This window comes from Streptomyces sp. NPDC029674 (assembly GCF_044903205.1).
Lineage (GTDB): Bacteria > Actinomycetota > Actinomycetes > Streptomycetales > Streptomycetaceae > Streptomyces.
Genome location: NZ_JBJDPY010000005.1, coordinates 73,851 through 90,961 on the forward strand (window position 1 = coordinate 73,851; position 17,111 = coordinate 90,961).

14 protein-coding genes are annotated in these 17,111 nt (G+C 72.4%); 9 read left to right on the forward strand and 5 right to left on the reverse strand.

Annotation, left to right across the window (positions count from 1 at the left end):
• Positions 1-71 precede the first annotated feature (71 nt).
• Complete coding sequence (locus ACI2L3_RS13800; protein ID WP_404752570.1) at positions 72-1,541, forward strand: GNAT family N-acetyltransferase; 1,470 nt, start codon at positions 72-74, stop codon at positions 1,539-1,541.
• Here ACI2L3_RS13800 and ACI2L3_RS13805 read toward each other — a convergent pair.
• Positions 1,501-2,805 (reverse strand): trans-sulfuration enzyme family protein, encoded by a 1,305-nt coding sequence (locus ACI2L3_RS13805; RefSeq protein ID WP_404752571.1) that lies wholly within the window; start codon positions 2,803-2,805, stop codon positions 1,501-1,503. The two genes, ACI2L3_RS13800 and ACI2L3_RS13805, sit on opposite strands and share 41 nt — an antisense overlap.
• Before the next feature lie 60 nt (positions 2,806-2,865).
• Here ACI2L3_RS13805 and ACI2L3_RS13810 point away from each other — a divergent pair, with 60 nt between their 5' ends.
• From ACI2L3_RS13810 to ACI2L3_RS13820, 3 genes are all read left to right on the forward strand, one after another.
• Complete coding sequence (locus ACI2L3_RS13810) at positions 2,866-3,378, forward strand: Lrp/AsnC family transcriptional regulator (RefSeq protein WP_404752572.1); 513 nt, start codon at positions 2,866-2,868, stop codon at positions 3,376-3,378.
• A gap of 92 nt (positions 3,379-3,470) precedes the next feature.
• The gene (locus ACI2L3_RS13815; RefSeq protein ID WP_404752573.1) at positions 3,471-5,189 is read left to right on the forward strand and encodes a DUF885 domain-containing protein; all 1,719 of its coding nucleotides are present in this window, start codon (positions 3,471-3,473) and stop codon (positions 5,187-5,189) included.
• Positions 5,186-6,142, forward strand: a complete 957-nt coding sequence (locus ACI2L3_RS13820; RefSeq protein ID WP_404752574.1) for an ATP-grasp domain-containing protein — start codon at positions 5,186-5,188, stop codon at positions 6,140-6,142. The genes ACI2L3_RS13815 and ACI2L3_RS13820 overlap by 4 nt, the downstream gene beginning before the upstream one ends.
• Here the strand turns inward: ACI2L3_RS13820 and ACI2L3_RS13825 are convergent.
• Both ACI2L3_RS13825 and ACI2L3_RS13830 read right to left on the reverse strand, forming a co-directional pair.
• Positions 6,111-6,956 carry an SDR family oxidoreductase gene (locus ACI2L3_RS13825; RefSeq protein ID WP_404752575.1) on the reverse strand — a complete coding sequence of 282 codons (846 nt, stop codon included), beginning with the start codon at positions 6,954-6,956 and terminating at the stop codon, positions 6,111-6,113. The genes ACI2L3_RS13820 and ACI2L3_RS13825 overlap by 32 nt on opposite strands.
• A gap of 115 nt (positions 6,957-7,071) precedes the next feature.
• Positions 7,072-7,578, reverse strand: coding sequence for a rhodanese-like domain-containing protein (locus tag ACI2L3_RS13830; protein ID WP_404752576.1), 507 nt, complete (start codon positions 7,576-7,578; stop codon positions 7,072-7,074).
• Between the two features lie 454 nt (positions 7,579-8,032).
• Here ACI2L3_RS13830 and ACI2L3_RS13835 point away from each other — a divergent pair, with 454 nt between their 5' ends.
• The 5 genes from ACI2L3_RS13835 (at position 8,033) to ACI2L3_RS13855 (ending at position 12,831) form a co-directional block, all read left to right on the forward strand.
• Entirely contained in the window at positions 8,033-8,770 is a 738-nt protein-coding gene (locus tag ACI2L3_RS13835) for a S1 family peptidase (RefSeq protein ID WP_404752577.1), read from the forward strand.
• 140 nt (positions 8,771-8,910) lie between these two features.
• The gene (locus ACI2L3_RS13840; RefSeq protein WP_404752578.1) at positions 8,911-9,357 is read left to right on the forward strand and encodes an Lrp/AsnC family transcriptional regulator; all 447 of its coding nucleotides are present in this window, start codon (positions 8,911-8,913) and stop codon (positions 9,355-9,357) included.
• Positions 9,358-9,434: 77 nt separating this feature from the next.
• Positions 9,435-10,139: a hypothetical protein gene (locus ACI2L3_RS13845; protein WP_404752579.1), complete on the forward strand. Its 705-nt coding sequence runs from the start codon at positions 9,435-9,437 to the stop codon at positions 10,137-10,139.
• A 213-nt stretch (positions 10,140-10,352) separates the two neighbouring features.
• Positions 10,353-11,303: an SDR family NAD(P)-dependent oxidoreductase gene (locus tag ACI2L3_RS13850; protein ID WP_404752580.1), complete on the forward strand. Its 951-nt coding sequence runs from the start codon at positions 10,353-10,355 to the stop codon at positions 11,301-11,303.
• A gap of 958 nt (positions 11,304-12,261) precedes the next feature.
• Positions 12,262-12,831: an SMI1/KNR4 family protein gene (locus tag ACI2L3_RS13855; protein WP_404752581.1), complete on the forward strand. Its 570-nt coding sequence runs from the start codon at positions 12,262-12,264 to the stop codon at positions 12,829-12,831.
• Between the two features lie 55 nt (positions 12,832-12,886).
• Here ACI2L3_RS13855 and ACI2L3_RS13860 read toward each other — a convergent pair whose 3' ends face one another.
• A complete protein-coding gene (locus tag ACI2L3_RS13860; RefSeq protein WP_404752582.1) occupies positions 12,887-15,949 on the reverse strand; it encodes an AAA family ATPase in 3,063 nt (1,020 codons plus the stop codon).
• A complete protein-coding gene (locus tag ACI2L3_RS13865; RefSeq protein WP_404752583.1) occupies positions 15,946-17,109 on the reverse strand; it encodes an exonuclease SbcCD subunit D in 1,164 nt (387 codons plus the stop codon). The genes ACI2L3_RS13860 and ACI2L3_RS13865 overlap by 4 nt, the downstream gene beginning before the upstream one ends.
• Between the last annotated feature and the right edge of the window lie 2 nt (positions 17,110-17,111).

Sequence of the window (17,111 nt, forward strand, 5' to 3'; positions counted from 1 at the left end):
TTACCCACCAGTCACAGAGCGTTCGTGATCACGAAACACCGGTCCAGCACAGTGAACGTATGAGAGCTGACATGCCTGACGTGACACGGACCAAGCACGGTCGCCCCGTCCATCACTGGCGGCGCGACGTGGTCGAACTGGCGGCCCTGTTCACCGCCGTCGCGGTGGCCGACGCCGTGGCGAACATGGTGGGGCACGGGCCCGACGGGCCCGCCCTGCTGCTCGTGTCGGCCGTGGTGCTGCTCGCCACGGCCGGCTTCCACATCTGGTGGGCGCGACGCCACAACCACGCGCCGCCGCCGCACGATACCGTCGCCCGGCCACCCGCGGACGCGGAGCAGGCCGGGCGCATGACGACAACCCCCACGGCTTCCACCACTTCCACTTCCACCACTGCCGCCGCACCGCCCGCGGAGCCGGTCCAGCCGGGTGACACCACCCTGTGGCGCATGCGTACGACTGTGCGGGACGAACCGGGATCGCTGGCCTCGCTGTGCGTGGCCCTCGCCGACCGCCGCATCGACATCCTCAGCCTCCAGGCCCACCCGCTGGCCGAGGGAACCGTCGACGAATTCCTGCTGCGCGCTCCGGCCGAGCTGACCGGTGCCGAGATCACGCGGTCCATCGCCGGGGCGGGCGGCACCGGCACCTGGATCGAGCGCGCCGACGCCCACGACCTGGTGGACGCCCCCACCCGCATCCTCGGCCTCGCCACCCGCACCGCACTCGACGCGGCCGAACTGCCCCTGGCCCTGCGCCACCTGCTGGGCCGCTGCACCATTCGTTCGCTGCCCGCCACGTCGCGGCCGGGGCCCCGGCAGGACGAGGCCGCGCCGTCGGACGCGGCCCCCGTCGAGGGCGTACTCGAAGGGACCGTGCTGCGCCTGGAGGGCCCCGACGGCGAGGTCATCACCGTGGAGCGGCCCTATCTGCCGTTCACCCCGACGGAGTTCGCCCGCGCCCGGGCCCTCGTGGAGCTCGACACGCGGCTCGGCCCGCGCATCCCGCGCAGCCAGGACGTCCTGACGCTCCCGGAGGGCAACTCCATCACCGTCCAGCGGGCCGGCACGGCGGACATCGAGGCCGCCAAGGCCATGCACGAGCGCTGCTCGCGGCGCACGCTGGACATGCGCTACCACGGCCCGGTGCACGACGCCGACCGCTATCTGAACCACCTGCTCAGCCCCCGGTTCGGCCGCACGCTCGCGGTGCGGACCGCCTCCGGGCGGATCGTCGGCATCGGCCATCTCCTCTGGGACGGCGACGAAACCGAGGTGGCGCTGCTCGTCGAGGACGACTGGCAGCGCCGCGGCATCGGCAGCGAGCTGCTGGGCCGGCTGGTGACGATGGCGGTCGAGGCGGGCTGCGAGAGCGTGTACGCGGTGACGCGGGCGTCCAACACCGGCATGGTGGCCGCGATGCGCGGGCTCGGCCTGCCGCTCGACTACCAGATCGAGGAGGGCACGCTGGTGATCACCGCCCGGCTGGACGCGACGCCGGTCACCTCGCGGCTGCCGTACGACCACGCGCAGCGCCCCTGAGGCCCTCGGTGGCCGTGGCGCCCACGGTCCCGGTGGCCGCAGGCGCGGGGATGGTGACCGGCACGGGGCCGAGCGCCCGGTCCAGGTCGCGCCACAGGTCCTCGACGTCCTCCAGGCCGCACGACATCCGCAGCAGCCGGTCGCTCACGCCGGCCGAGCGCCGGTCCGCGGCGTCCACCACGCGGTGACTGATGGACGCGGGGTGCTGGATGAGCGAGTCGACGCTGCCGAGGCTGACCGCCGGGGTGATCAGCCGTACGCCGGCGATCACCTCGTGCGGGTCGCCGCGCACCTCGAAGGCGACCATGGCGCCGCCGAGGCGCGGATAGTGGACGTGGTCCACGCGCGGGTCGGCGGTGAGGCGGCGCGCCAGTTCCGCCGCGGTCGCCGAAGCGGCACGCACCCGGACCGGAAGCGTGGCGAGGCCGCGCAACAGCAGATATCCGGCGAGGGGGTGCAGCACCCCGCCCGTGGCGAACCGCACCTGGCGCAGCCCGCGCGCCAGCTCCTCGTCGCACGCGACCACTCCCCCGAGGACGTCGCCGTGCCCGCCCAGGTACTTCGTGGCGCTGTGCAGCACGAGCCGGGCACCGCTCTCGGCGGGCCGCTGGAGTACCGGCGTGGCGAAGGTGTTGTCGGCGAGCAGCGGCACCGTGCCGCAGGCGCGGGCGACCTCGGCCAGGTCGAGCTCGGCGAGGGTGGGGTTGGCGGGCGACTCGACCATCACCAGGCCGGTGTCGGGGCGGATGGCGTCGGCGATGCCCGCCGGATCCACCCAGGTCACCTCCGTGCCGACCAGGCCCGCGGTGAGCAGGTGGTCGCTGCACCCGTACAGGGGCCGGACCGCCACGACATGGCGCAGGCGCGCTGATCCCCGTACGAGAAGCACCGCGGTGAGGGCCGCCATGCCGCTCGCGAACGCGACCGCGCTCTCGGTGCCTTCGAGCCGGGCGAGGGCGGTCTCGAAGCGGGCGACGGTCGGATTGCCGAGCCGGGCGTAGACCGGCGGTCCGTCGTCGACGACGCCTTCGGCGGCGAAGGCGTCGATGCGGGCGGCCTCCGCCCGGCTGTCGCGGGAGGGGTAGGTCGTGGAGAGGTCGATCGGCGGGGCGTGCAGGCCCATTTCGGCCAGATCGTCCCGTCCCGCGTGGACGGCCTCGGTGGCCAGAGCGCGCGGTGGCGTCGTCCCGTCGGCGGCGGGTGTGTGCGGTGCCGTCCTGTCGGCGGAGGGCGCGTGCGGTGCTGTCCCGGTGTTCGCTTCCATGGGCCACAGGCTGAACATCACCCGGAGTCCGCGGCCCATCTCCCGTGTTACGTTCGGCCGATGGCCGATTCTGTCGCACTGGACCCGGTGGACCTCCACATACTGCGTCTGTTGCAGAACGACGCCCGGACCACCTACCGCGACCTCGCCGCGCAGGTCGGTGTCGCGCCGTCGACGTGTCTCGACCGCGTGACGCGGCTGCGGCGGTCGGGGGTGATTCTCGGACACCAGCTGCGGCTCGACCCGGCGAAGCTCGGCCGCGGGGTCGAGGCACTCCTGTCCGTGCAGGTGCGGCCGCACCGCCGGGATCTCGTGGGCCCCTTCGTGGAACGCGTCCGGGCGCTGCCCGAGTCGCTGTCCCTCTTCCACCTCACGGGGCCCGAGGACTTCCTGGTGCACGTGGCGGTGGCCGGTCCGGCGGATCTGCAGCGGCTCGTCCTCGACGAGTTCACCGCGCGGCGCGAAGTGGCCCGCGTGGAGACCCGGTTGATCTTCCAGCAGTGGTCGTGCGGCCCGCTCCTGCCGCCCGACGCCCCGCCGGAACCGCCGAACCCGTCAGATGAACCATGGTGACTGAATCATGTGAATCACGGTGACTGAAGCAGGTGAATCATGGTGACTGAATCATGGTGACGCGCGCCCGTTCCTCGTACGAGGATGTCCACATGTCAGCCACGAAGAACCCGCATTCGAACACCGGCCCCCTGCCCCGCGCCGTCGCCGACACCTACGTCGACGAGCTCATCGCCCTCGACCCCATCACGGGCACCTACCTGGGCGTGAAGGAGAGCAACAGCAAGCTCCCCGACACCTCCCCCGAGGGTCAGGAGGCACTGGCGCGGCTGGTGCGCACGACCCTGGAGCGGCTCGACGAGGCGGAGGCGCGGCCCGGCGCGGAGAGCGAGGCCGAGCGCCGCTGCGGCCGGCTCCTGCGGGAGCGGCTCACGGCGCGGCTGGCCGTGCTCGATGCCGGGGAGGAGCTGCGCGCCGTCGGCAATCTGCACACGATGCCGCACCAGGTGCGGGAGATCTTCACCGTCTCCCCCATGGACACGGAGGAGGACTGGGCGGCGATCTCCGAGCGGCTGCGCGCCGTGCCGGCCGCCCTGGAGGGCTACCGCGCGTCGCTCGAACTCGGCCTGGACCGGAAGCTGTTCGGGGCGCCACGGCCCACCGACACCTTCATCGGGCAGCTCACCGAGTGGGCGGGGCAGGCGGGCGGCGGCGCGAGCGGGCGCGGCTGGTTCGAGGAGTTCGCGTCCGCGGGCCCCGACACGCTCCGCGCCGACCTGGACGCCGCGGCGCTCGGCGCCACCGCGTCCGTGGTGGCGCTGCGCGACTGGATGCGGGACGTCTACGCGCCCGCGATCCAGGGCGCCCCCGACATCGTGGGCCGCGAGCGCTACGCCCGCCTCTCCCGCGATTTCAACGGCGCCGACCTGGACCTCGACGAGGCGTACGCGTACGGCTGGTCGGAGTTCCACCGGCTGCTCGCCGAGATGCGGACCGAGGCCGAGAAGATCCTGCCCGGCGCGGCCACGCCGTGGGTGGCGCTCGCCCACCTGGACGAGCACGGGACGCACATCGAGGGCGTCGACGAGGTCCGGGTCTGGTTGCAGGAGCTGATGGACGAGGCCATCGACGCCCTGGACGGCACACACTTCGAACTCGCCGAGCGGGTACGAAAGGTGGAGTCCCACATCGCGCCGCCCGGCGGCGCCGCCGCCCCGTACTACACGGCCCCCTCCGAGGACTTCTCACGCCCCGGCCGCACCTGGCTGCCGACGATGGGCGAGACCCGCTTCCCGGTCTACGACCTCGTCTCCACCTGGTACCACGAGGGCGTGCCGGGCCACCACCTCCAGCTCGCCCAGTGGGCGCACGTCGCGTCGGACCTCTCCCGCTACCAGGCGACCGTCGGCATCGTCAGCGCCAACGCGGAAGGCTGGGCGCTGTACGCGGAGCGGCTCATGGACGAGCTCGGCTTCCTCACCGACCCCGAGCGCAGGCTCGGCTACCTCGACGCGCAGATGATGCGGGCGCTGCGGGTCATCGTCGACATCGGCATGCACCTGGCGCTGAAGATCCCGGCGGATTCGCCCTTCCGTCCCGGCGAGCGCTGGACGCCCGACCTCGCCCAGGAGTTCTACGACGCGCACTGCGGCCGCCCCACGGAGTACGTGGCGAGCGAGATGACCCGCTACCTCACCATGCCGGGCCAGGCCATCGGCTACAAGCTGGGCGAGCGCGCCTGGCTGCTCGGCCGCGAGAACGCGCGCCGACGGCACGGCGACGCGTTCGACGCCAAGGCGTGGCACATGGCCGCGCTGTCGCAGGGGTCGCTGGGCCTCGACGACCTGGTGGCCGAATTGTCCGAGCTGTGAGCACCGGGTTCCTCTTCCCCTCCGACCCCCTGCGCGCCGCGCGGCCCGACCCCGAGTTCGTACCGGAGGTCACGGCCGCGCGGGCGACCGGCGCCGAGGTCGCCCTCGTCGACCACGACGCGCTCATGTCCGGTGACGCGGCCCGCGCCGTCGGACGGGTGCCGCGCGGGTCCGGACCGTACTGGTACCGGGGGTGGATGGTGCCGGTCGCGCGCTACGAAGAGCTGGAGGAGGCTCTCGCGGCGCGCGGCTGCGCACTGCTCACGGACTCCGGCGCGTACGGTCGCGCCCACGAACTGCCCGGCTGGTACGCCACGTTGGAGCGGGCCTCGCTCACGCCGCGCAGCGTCTGGTGCGCGGCGGCTCCGGGTGAGCCGCCCTCGGCCGAGCGGCTCACGGAACTCGTGGCCCCGCTCGGGCCCGGCCCGGGGATCGTCAAGGACTACGTCAAGTCCCGCAAGCACGAGTGGGACGAGGCGTGCTTCGTGCCCGAACTGGCGGACGGCGCGCGGCTGTCCGCGGTGGTCGACCGGTTCTTCGCATTGCAGGAGGAGGCACTCGCCGGCGGGTTGGTGGTACGCGCCTTTGAGCCGTTCGTCGCGGGAGGCGAGGCCCGCGTGTGGTGGCTGGACGGAGAAGTGCTGCTCGTGACCGCACATCCGGACACTCCGGACCGGGTTCCCGCGCCCGGACTCGATGCCGTGCGCGGGGCGGTGGCGGCACTTGGCTGCCGGTTCGTGACGACGGACCTCGCGCCGCACTCCGACGGGCGGTGGCGAGTCGTGGAGGTGGGCGACGGGCAGGTCAGCGGGCTGCCGCGGGAAGCCGGGGCCTCCATGGCCACGACCGCGCTGTACGCCGGCCTGGCGGGCGCCCCACCGGTTCCGGCCCAGGGCGGCCCGCCGGTTCCGGCCAAGGACGTCAGCGGCGGCAGCCACCCTCCGAGTCGATGACCTGCCCGGTGATCCACTCGGCCTCGTCCGTGGCGAGCCACGCGATGAGCCGGGCCGGGTCGTCCGGCATGCCCCACCGGCCCGCCGGGAACAGTGCGGCGACCGCGTCGTACGCCTCGCCGGTGAGGTAACCCGTGTCCACGGGCCCGGGGTTGACGCAGTTCACGGTGGTGGCGAGGTCGGCGAGCGCGGTGGCGAGCGAGCGGGTCACGGACGCCAGTGCGCCCTTCTGCAAGCTGTACGCGATCTCGCCCGGCATGCCGCCCGCGATGTCCTGCCCCGACGTCATCATCACGACACGGCCGCCGGGCGTACGGTCCGGCAACCGCGCACGCAGCCGGGCGTACGCCTGGACGAGGAGGATCACGGAGCGGGTGTCGACCGCCCAGTGCGCGTCGAGCATCGCCGCGTCGATCTCGTCGAGCGTCCCGTCGCTGCCGCTCAGCGCGTGGTTGGCGACGAGGATGTCGATCCGGCCGCCGAGCGCGTCGGCGGCCGTGTCGATCAGGCGGGCCGGGGCGTCGGTCTCCGTCAGGTCGCCCGGCCCCGCGTGGACGGGCGCCTCCGGGTCGCCGAGCGCTTCGCGCACCCCGGCGACGACGGCCTCCGGGCGGTCGGCGCCCCAGGGCATCGCCGCGTCGTGCGGGACGTGGTGGTGCAGATAGACCCCGGCGCCGTACGCGGCGAGCCGCCGGGCGACGGCGTATCCGATGCCGCCGCGTCGGCTGGCCCCCGTGACGAGCGCGGTACGGCCGCGCAACGGGAGCGGATCGCGGCGGAGTTGTGCGGGTGAGGGCTGTGGCAGGTGAGGCATGGCAGACCATGGTGGACTCGCGGGCGCCGACGCGCACGCGGATTTTCCGCCTCCCACCCCCCTCCCCCGGGCACACGCGGCGTGGACGTGAGGGTGCGTGCGCGGGGGCGGCCGGTCAGCAGCCGCAGTCGCCGGCATCGACCGGCGCGGTGAGCGCGTCGGGAGCACGCCGCTCGCGGCCTTCCCACGTCTCGTACGCGAAGCCCTCCCGCACCCAGTACTCGAAGCCGCCCAGCATCTCCTTGACGTGGAAGCCCCGTTGGGCGAGGGCGAGAGCCGCACGGGTCGCGCCGTTGCAGCCGGGCCCCCAGCAGTAGGTGATGACCGGCACCGACTTGTCGAGGAGCGCCTCCGCCTGCTCGGGGATGAGGGCGTTCGGCAGATGGACGGCGCCCGGCACGTGTCCCTGGTCCCAGGAGGCGGTGGAGCGCGTGTCGATGACCACGAAGCCCGGGTCGTCGTTCGCGGCGAGAGCGGAGGCCACATCGGAGACGTCGGCGTGGAAGGCGAGGCTCGCGCCGAAGTAGGCGGCAGCCGCCGCCGGGGAGGCGGGCGGCACCCCGTTGGTGCCGTTCGTACTGTTCACGTCGGTCACGCCGGTCACGCCGGTCACGTTGTTCATGGCGAAAAATCTATGGGCGGCGGCCGGAAGTCTGAAGCGGCGATCCCCGGCGTCCCACCGCTGACGCCGTCGAATCCCCGGCAATTCGTGAGGGCCACGCACGGTTCCCCTGTCGGCTCCGCAGGCGAGGCCAACAGGGTTGTCGCGAAAGGGCGTTGCCAGGAACGCGGCCCTTCCGCCGAGAATGGTCCGTACCAGCAAGCGGTTTGATCATGCGACGACCCGCAAACCCACCCACGGCGCCGCAACCGGCACCGAACCGCCCGAACGGCGGCGCCGAACAGAAGCCCCGCCAGCCTCTTGCGCCACGCACAACACCTCTGCCAGATTCACCCCTGCCGCACATGGCATGCACGCGACAGAGAACCCGCCTCCCGAGCGTGCACTAGGGCTGCATACCTATGCAGCCTCGTCCTCATCCAGGACGCTTCATCCCCACATAATGGAGACGAACGTGCGTATATCCAGACTCGTCCCCGCTCTCGCGGCCACCGCCCTCGCCGTTCTCGGGCTCGCCCCCACGGCAGCGGCCCAGACCGCCGCCCGCGCGGACGCCCCCGCCGTGACATCGAGCAACGGGCCCCAGCCGATCATCGGCGGTGGCTACGCCAGCAACGCCCCCTGGGCGGCCAGGCTCTTCTCCAACGGCCGGCAGACCTGCAGCGCCACGATCATCGCCCCCACCTGGATCCTCACCGCGAAGCACTGTGTCAGCGGCGGCGGTCTCTCCTTCCGCATCGGCAGCCTCGACCAGACCTCCGGCGGCACCACGGCCAACGGCATCAGCGTCAGGAACCACGCGTCCTCGGACCTGTCCCTGGTCCAGCTGGACCGCTCCGTGGCCGGCACCTACGCGCGCCTCGGCAACCCGGGCTCCGTGTCGGTGAACCAGACCGTCCAGGTGTACGGCTGGGGAGCCACCTCCCAGTGCGGCTCGGAGATCAACTGCCAGTCCCGGCTCCTGAAGGTCGCCAACGTCGTGGTGACCGGCGGCTGCCGCGACGCCTACCAGGGCCAGGCCATCTGCGCCCGGCGCGGCGACGGCATCACCGCGGGCGGCGACTCGGGCGGCCCCATGATGGCCAACGGCGTACAGGTCGGCGTCGCCTCCACCAGTGACCGCCAGACCACGACGGCGTACACGAACGTGACGGCGTACCGTTCCTGGATCCAGAGCATCGCGGGCGTCTGACACCCGCGCTGACACCTGCACCGACACCTGTACTGACACCTGTACCGACACCTGTACCGGCACGCCCGATACGCACTCAGGTACGAACAATCCCCGGCCGCCTCTTGAACGGCCGGGGATTTCCCTGTTACCTCTCGGGGATGAGCGGATATTCCACGGACGCCACCGACTGGCGCATACTCGACGTCCTCCAGCGGGAGGGCCGCGCCAGTTACGCCGAGTTGGCGCGCGCCGTCTCGATGTCCGCGAGCGCCGTGACCGAACGCGTGCGGCGCCTGGAGGAGGCGGGTGTGATCCAGGGGTACGCGGCGGTGGTGGACCCGGACCGCCTCGGCCTGCCCATCCTCGCGTTCGTACGCCTGCGTTACCCGAACGGCAACTACAAGCCCTTCCACGACCTGGTCGAAGCCACCCCGGAGATCCTGGAGGCGCACCACGTCACGGGCGACGACTGCTTCGTCATCAAGGTCGCGGCCCGCTCGATGCAGCACCTGGAAGAGGTGTCGGGCAGGATCGGCGCACTCGGCTCGGTGACGACCAGCGTCGTCTACTCCTCGCCGCTGCCCCGAAGGCCACTGGGCCGCTGATCGACCCGTCCGCCCGCCGGTGGTAACGTCGCGCTCTTCTCCGGCACGCCGGACGGAGTCCAGTCAGGCAACACCACATGCGACCCCACATCACCGACCCCCACCAGCGCCTCCAGAACGCACTCGACACCCTGGACGCCACCTTCGCCCCGCTGTCCGACCTGCCGTTCACGGTGGGCGGCTGCACCTACTGCTACGCCGAGTCCGACCTTCAAGTCCTCGCCGGCCCCGTGCACCTGGTGCCGGAGGACCTGATCCCGCACGTCGCCCACGAAGCGACGAACCACTGGGACGACTTTCCCGGCCTGTACCGCAGACTGACGCCCCGCATCGTGCGTGCGCTGACCGAGGGCCGGCTCCTCCACGACATGGTCGCCTCCCGCTACCTCGCCGCCGGCTGGCGGGACTGGCCCGCGTCCGAGCGGGCGGCACTGGAGGAGGTGTGGCAGGCCTGGTGGCGTTCGGCCCTGCACATGCACCCCGGCACCACCGCACGCACCACCACACGCATCATCGACGTACTGGAGACACTGGCGGTCACCACCGGAACTCTCAAGCCCTGGCTGGCCGTATGGGCGGAAACACGCACCGACGCGGCCGACCGGCACCTCGAGGACGCCCTCGACACCTGGCTGATCGAGGACGACATCGCCGACCTGCAACTCGGCTTCTACGACGAGGTGTACGCCGCACCCGAACTGCTCCGCTGGCTCTGCTCCTTGGAGAGGGGACGCGTCGGTGCCACGCAGCTGAGAGAGATCGAGCGCATCGTGCTCGGCTGAGGGATTCTCGCTCTCCTCAGCTCTCCGGAGCTCTCCGGAGCTCTCCGGAGCTCTCCGGAGCTCTCCGGAGCTCTCCGGAGTGTCGCGTGTCGGGAACCTGTCGGCGACAAGGTGTGCTCTGTCGGCAGTATGTCGGTGGAGGTTGCGACCTTGGGCGGGCGGATCGGTGCTCTCGATGAGCACGCCGCCTCAGAGCGCAAGGAGCCTGCCATCGTGTCTTCCACCCCCCAGAGCAGACCGTGGGACGTTCACCGACTGCCGTCCGCCGAGGGCAGTACCTTCCTGATCACCGGGGGCAATGCCGGCATCGGCTACTTCGCCGCGGAGCAGCTCGCCGCCACCGGCGCCGTCGTCATACTCGGCAGCCGGGACCGCGCGAGGGCCGACGCCGCCATGGCCTCGATCCGCTCGCGCGTCCCCGGCGCGCGTGTCCGCCACCTCCGGCTCGACCTCGCCGACCTCTCCTCCCTCAAGACCGCCGTGGCCGAGCTGGACCTCACTCATCTCGACGCGGTGGTCCACAACGCGGGCGTCGCGCTCGACGACCCGCCGCGTCGGGAGACCGAGGACGGTCACGAGCTCATGTTCGGCACCAACCACCTCGGCCACTTCGCCCTGACCCAGTGGCTGGCCCCCCTGCTGTCCGCGGCGCCGGCGGGCCGCGTCGTCACGGTGGGAAGCTTCGCGGCGCGGTCCGAACGACTGGACCTCGGCGATCTGCAGTCCACCCACGACTACCGGCCCAAGCGCACCTACGGCCGATCGAAGCTGGCGCAGATGTGCTTCGGCTTCGAACTCGATCGCCGCCTGCGTGCCGCCGGCAGCACGGTACTCAGTGTGGTGGCCCACCCCGGCGGCGCACTGGACTCCCTCACCCCGCCCCGCCCACCGATATGCGAGACGACCCCCGGCGAGCGGCTGCGCGCCCTGCCCTCCGCCCTCTTCGTCCAGGGCAAGGACGCCGGAGCCTGGCCCATCGTCCGCGCGGTCCTCGACTCACAGGTGCGAGGAGGCCAACTGTGGGGCCCGGCAGTCTTCGGCCTCCGCGGCAAACCGCGACACGAGCCCACCCCCTCCCACATGTCCGACCCGGCCGTCGCCGCCGACCTGTGGGCCGCCAGCCGAGACCTGGTCGACGCCGACCCACACCTCGGCTTTCGGTAGGCACGGAGCGGCCCTGGCGAAGTCGCCCAGCCGTCGGGACCAAAGCCCCCCGAAGGGGACTTTGGCCCTCTTTCTTATTTAGATCCGATAAACACCGTTCATGTCAGCTGGGGCATATGACACAGTTCTTCAAGATCATCTTGGCGCGGGAGCCCCCACCTGGCTTCGTGCGCCGACGCCTATGGAATGTCGCACCGGAAGGGCATCATGAATCACCGTCAGCGCACCGCGACCGACCTGGTCGCCGCAGTGACCGCCACCTCGCTCCGGGCGTAGCCGCGCGGAGTGTCACGAAGACCAAGAGCGGCACTGTGACCGTGCAGGCTTCCGAAGACGCCACCGGAAACGTGCGGACCACGGCTTCCGTGAAGGCGGGCTCCGGGACCATCGTCTATCCCGATGCCGCCGACTCCACCGACCTCGCCGTCCAGCCCGCCACGGAGGGCGATGCCCGCACGCTCGTCACGCTCAAGGACAAGAACGCTCCCACCGAGCAGCGTTTCGACCTCCAGATGCCGGCCGGGGCGCACCTGGCCGCCAACGACAGCGGCGGCTACGACATCTTCCAGGACAGCGGCGAGGGCTCCACCGTGCTCAAGGGCACCATCTCGACACCTTGGGCCAAGGACGCCAACGGCAAGGACGTCACCACCAGCTACAGCTGGAAGGCGGCACCTTGGTGCAGAGCATCGAGACCAACGACACCACGGCCTTCCCCGTGGTCGCCGACCCCCACTACACCTGGGGCATCGTCAGCGGAACGGTCTACTTGGAGGACTGACAGGCACCGTCGTGGCCTGCGTCGTCGCCACGGCGCGACGCAAGAGCGCATACCTGCGAGGCAAGAAAAACGCCTCCTACTAACGCCTCATACTGAGGAGTTCACCCGCCGTCAGGGCGGGCCAAGCGTCACTTCTTGGCCCGCCCCTCGGTACGAAGGCACGAGCGGAGGACACGAGTGTCGGTCGACGAGTCCTGGGAGAAGATCGAACGCTGGCTGGACCAGTACGCTCCGCAAGAACAGCCTCTGCCGGCGCCGTGCACCCGCTCCGAGCTGGACGGCCTCTACAGCGCGCTCGGCGTGCGGCTGCCCGGGGATGTCGAGCAATCGCTGTTACGGCACAACGGGTCCGGGCTCACCGATGTCATTCCGTCCAAGTTCGCGCTCCACAGCGTCGAGCAGATCGCTGACGATCATCTTGGAACGCTCAAGTACAAGCTGAAGAACGATCACTACGGCTGGGGCGACAGCCGCTTGATCGTGCCGATCGGCGCGCTGGGCGAAATGCAGCTCGTCGTCGACACCCGGACGGGGCTTCTCGGCTCATGGGACATCGAGGAGACCGGCTACCACTGGCGCGAAGGACCGGGATGGGCGTCTCTTTCGACCGCACTCGAAGTCATCGGGGACGCATTGGCATCCCCGCCCCCGTGGATCGCAGTCATGGGTGACGGTAACGAGTGGCGGGCCATCGATATGGACACCGATTTCCCGGGAACACTGGTCTGGGCCGACGTGAGGGGTTAGGGCCTGAGCAAGCCGGGGATGACAGGGCGCGATCCGGTATCGAGGATCTGAGGACTCACTCACCACCCCGCTGCCGTACCGACGAACCCGCCCGCCCCTTCACCACCTCCAACTGCGCGTGCACCCGTCGTCGCAGGTCCGCGACGTGGCTCACGATGCCGACGCTGCGGTCGCGTTCGCGCAGGGAGTCGAGGACGTCGAGGACCTCGTCGAGGGTCTGGTCGTCGAGGGAGCCGAAGCCCTCGTCGATGAAGAGTGTGTCGAGGCGGACGCCGCCCGCCTCGTCGGTGACCACGTCGGCGAGGCCCAGGGCGAGGGCGAGTGAGGCGAAGAAGGTCTCGCCGCCCGAGAGGGTCGCCGTGTCGCGCTCGCGGCCCGTCCAGGCGTCGACCACGTGCAGGCCGAGGCCCGAACGGCCGCGGCCCGTGCGGTCGTCGGAGTGCACGAGGGTGTAGCGCCCGGACGACATGCGCCGCAGCCGTACGGTCGCGGCGGCGGCCACCTGCTCCAGGCGGGCGGCGAGCACGTACGACTCGAGGCGCATGCGGCGTTCGTTGTCCGCGGAGGTGCCGGCGGCGAGGCCGGCGAGCCGGGCCACTCGGTCGTACGCGGCGCGCAGGGGCGCCAGCCTGCGCGCTCCCGCGGCGGATCGGGCGGAGAGCCGGTCCAGTTCGGCGCAGCGCCGGGCCGCGGCGTCCCGCGCGGAGGACGCGTCGCGCAGGCGTCGGGCCGCCGCCTCGGCCGCGGCCCGCGCGGCCGGCAGGTCGGCGGGCGGCCGCTGCGCCGCGGCGGCCGTGTCCGGCTCGGCGAGGACGGAGCGGACCGCGGCCTCCTCGTTCCGCCAGGCGTCGATGCGGTGCTGGATCTCGCGGTGGCGGGCGTCGTCGAGGAGGGCGGCCGCCGCGGCCGTCGGCGTGTCGAAGCCGGCGCGGAAGGCCGCGTCGGCGAGTCGCGCGTCGGCGGCCTTCAGGCGCTGGGCGGTGTCGTCGGCGGCGCGGGCGGCATCGGCGGCCTCGGTGAGCAGCTCGGCCTGCCGCTCCAGCTGGGCGGCGCGTGCGGCGACGCTGCCGGTGGTGCCCCGCGCGCGGGTCAGCTCCTCTTCGTGGGCGACCTGTTCACGCTCCAGGGCTTCGCGCAGGGTCGCGCGGGACGTGGCGCGGCGGACGGCCTCCTGCTGCTGGGCGAGCCTGCGGTCGTACTCGCGCTTGGCCTGTGCCAGCGCCTCCCGGGCGGCGTGCAGTCCGGAGGCGCGGTCGCGGGCCTCGGTATACGCGTGGCGCAACTCGCCGACAGATGCGGTGAGTTCGTCCGTCGTGGGGTCCGTGCCCGTCCCGGTCTCGTCCGGGTCCGTGGTCACCGGGCCGCCCCGCGCCGCGGCCGTCGCCGCCGCCAGGGATTCGCGTACGTCCCCGAGGGCGCGCTCGGCGGCCGCGCGGGCCTCGTCCGCGCGGCGGTGCTCGGCGAGGGCGGCCTCTTCGGTGTGGCGGTCCACGTGTCCGGCGATCTTCCGCGCGGGGGCGGGATGTTCCGTCGCGCCGCAGACCGCGCAGGGTTCGCCGGTGGTGAGGTGGGCGGCCAGTTCGGCGGCGATACCGGTGAGGCGCTGTTCCTTGAGGGCGAGCCAGTGTTCGTGCGCGGCGGTGGCGGACTCGCGGGCGGCGAGGGCGCGTTCCTGCGCCTCCGCCGCGTCCTGGGCGAGCCGGTCGCGGCGGCGGGCCGCGTCGAGGCGGGCCTGGGCCGGTTCGAGGCGGCCCGCGAGGCGCTCGGCGCGGGTGGCGGCTTCCTGGGCGGTTTCGATGCGCTCCTGGAGCGCGGTCCGGGTCGTCTCCCAGCCGTCGAGCCAGCCGGACGCGTCCTGGAGCAGTTCGTCGTCCGCCCGCTCCTGACGGTCCAGCGTCGCGCGTTCAGCGGTGATCTCGGCGGTCCGCAGCTCGGCGCGCCGGGCCGACGCGAGGCCGCCCAGTTCCTCGGCAGCCGTGCGCGCGGCAGCGGCGAGGCCCGCCGCGCCGGCGGAGGCGAACGTCTCGGGCAGCCGGCCACGCGCGCGTGCCTCGGCTTCGGTGGCGCGCCGGTGTTCGGCGTCGGTGGTGTCGCGCAGGGCGAGCGCGGGCTCGACCGTCTCGGCCTTGCGGGCCCGGCGCAGACGCTCTTCGAGGTCGCGCTGTTCGTCCGCGCGCGCGTGGAGCTGCTCGGCGCGCGACTGCGCCTCGGCGAAGCGGCGTTGCAGCCGGTCGAGTTCCCGTACGTCACCGAGCTCGCGTTCGGCGGCCGCCTGGGCGGATTCGGCGGCGGTGAGCGCGCAGTCCGCGACGGTGAGGCGCTCCCGGGCGTTCGTGCGGGCGACGGCAGCCCAGGTGAGGACGGCGTCCGCCAGGCCGGGGTCGCCGGGGGCGAGGTCCGGCAGGGGCAGTTCGGTGTCCCGGCCGCCGTCGTGCGCGGCCTGCTGCATGCGGTGCGCGTCGGCGAGGAGCGCTGCGTCCCCGTCCTTGACCTCGGCTTCGGTGGTGCGCCGCTGCTCGGCGAGCCGCTGTTCCACGGCGGCGAACCTGCGCGTGTCGAAGAGCCGCCCGAGCAGCTTGCCGCGCGCCTCCGCGTCCGCGCGCAGGAACCGCGCGAAGTCGCCCTGGGGCAGGAGCACGACCTGGCAGAACTGTTCCTTGCTCATGCCGAGGAGCTGGGTGATCTCCTCGCCGATCTCCTGGTGGGAGCGGCTCAGGTCCTTCCAGGTTCCCGGGGTCGCCCCGGCGTCGTACTCGCGCAGCCAGCTCTGCGCCTTCTCCGTGGTGGTGCCCGTGCCGCGCTTCTTGGGGCGCGCCCACGGGGGCTGGCGGGTGATCTCCAGGCGGCGCCCGGCGACGGTGAGTTCGAGACACACCTCCGTGCGCGAGCCCTGCCGCGCGTGGTCGCTGCGCAGCGTCATGCCCTGTCCGCCGCCCTGCCGGGCGCCCGGCACCGAGCCGTAGAGGGCGTAGCACACGGCGTCCAGGACGGAGGTCTTGCCGGCGCCGGTCGGGCCGTGCAGGAGGAAGAGTCCGGCGGCGCTGAGGTCGTCGAAGTCGATGTCCTGGGTGGTGCCGAAGGGGCCGAAGGCGGTGATGCGGAGCCGGTGGAGCCTCATCGGGCGACCTCGCGCAGGGTGTCGTCGGTGCGGACCGCGTCGAAAGCCGACCGCAGTACTTCCTGTTCCTGCTCGTCCGGACCCGCGCCCCGCACGTGGGTCACGAAGTCCTCGGCGACCTGCTGGTCGCTGCGGCCCTGGAGGCGCTGGGCGTACGAGACGTCCGGGTCGTCGGGGGCGCGGTCCGGGTCGAAGACGAGGCTGAGGGTGTGCGGGAACCGCTGGCAGAGGCGGGCCATCGGGTCGTCGGGGCGCACCGTGTCGGTGAGGGTGGCCTCGACCCACGCCTCTTCGTGGCGGGCGAGGGCGGGGTCGTCGAGCAGGTCGTCGAGGGCGCCCTTGATGCGGGCGAGCGGGCGCGGGACCGGGCAGTCGACGCGCTCGGCGTCGATGTCCCCTTCGGGGCCGAGGTCGACGAGCCACATGCTCTTGCGGTGGTCGGCCTCGGAGAAGGAGTACGGCAGGGGGGATCCGGAGTAGCGCACGCGCGGGGAGAGGGTCTGGCTGCCGTGCAGGTGGCCGAGGGCCGCGTAGTCCACGCCGTCGAAGACTCCGGCGGGCACGGCCGCGACCCCGCCGACGGTGATGTCCCGCTCGCTGTCGCTGGCCTGGCCGCCGGTGACGAAGGCGTGGGCGAGGACTACGGAGCGGCTACCCGGCGCGCGGGCGGCGAGGTCGGCCCGCACCCGGTCCATGGCGGCTCCGAGGACCGCCTCGTGTCCTGCTCTGTCCACTCCGAACGCGTCCTTGACCAGGGCGGGTTCGAGGTAGGGCAGGCCGTAGAAGGCCACGTCCCCGTGGCGGTCGGCGAGGATCACGGGGTCCGCGCAGGCGGCCGGGTCGGTGCGCAGGTGGATGCCGGCGCGGTCGATGAGGCCGGCGCCGACGCCGAGGCGGCGTGCCGAGTCGTGGTTCCCGGAGATCATGACCGTTGGCACGCCGAGGTCCGCGAGCCGGTGCAGGGCGTCGTCGAAGAGCTCGACGGCGGCGAGCGGCGGCACCGCCCTGTCGTACACGTCCCCGGCCACCACGACGGCGTCCACGTCACGCTCGCGCACGGTCGCCAGCAGGTGACCGATGAACGCGGCCTGGGCATCGAGCATGTTCACACGGTGGAACGATCGCCCCAGATGCCAGTCGGACGTGTGCAGAAGCCTCATGA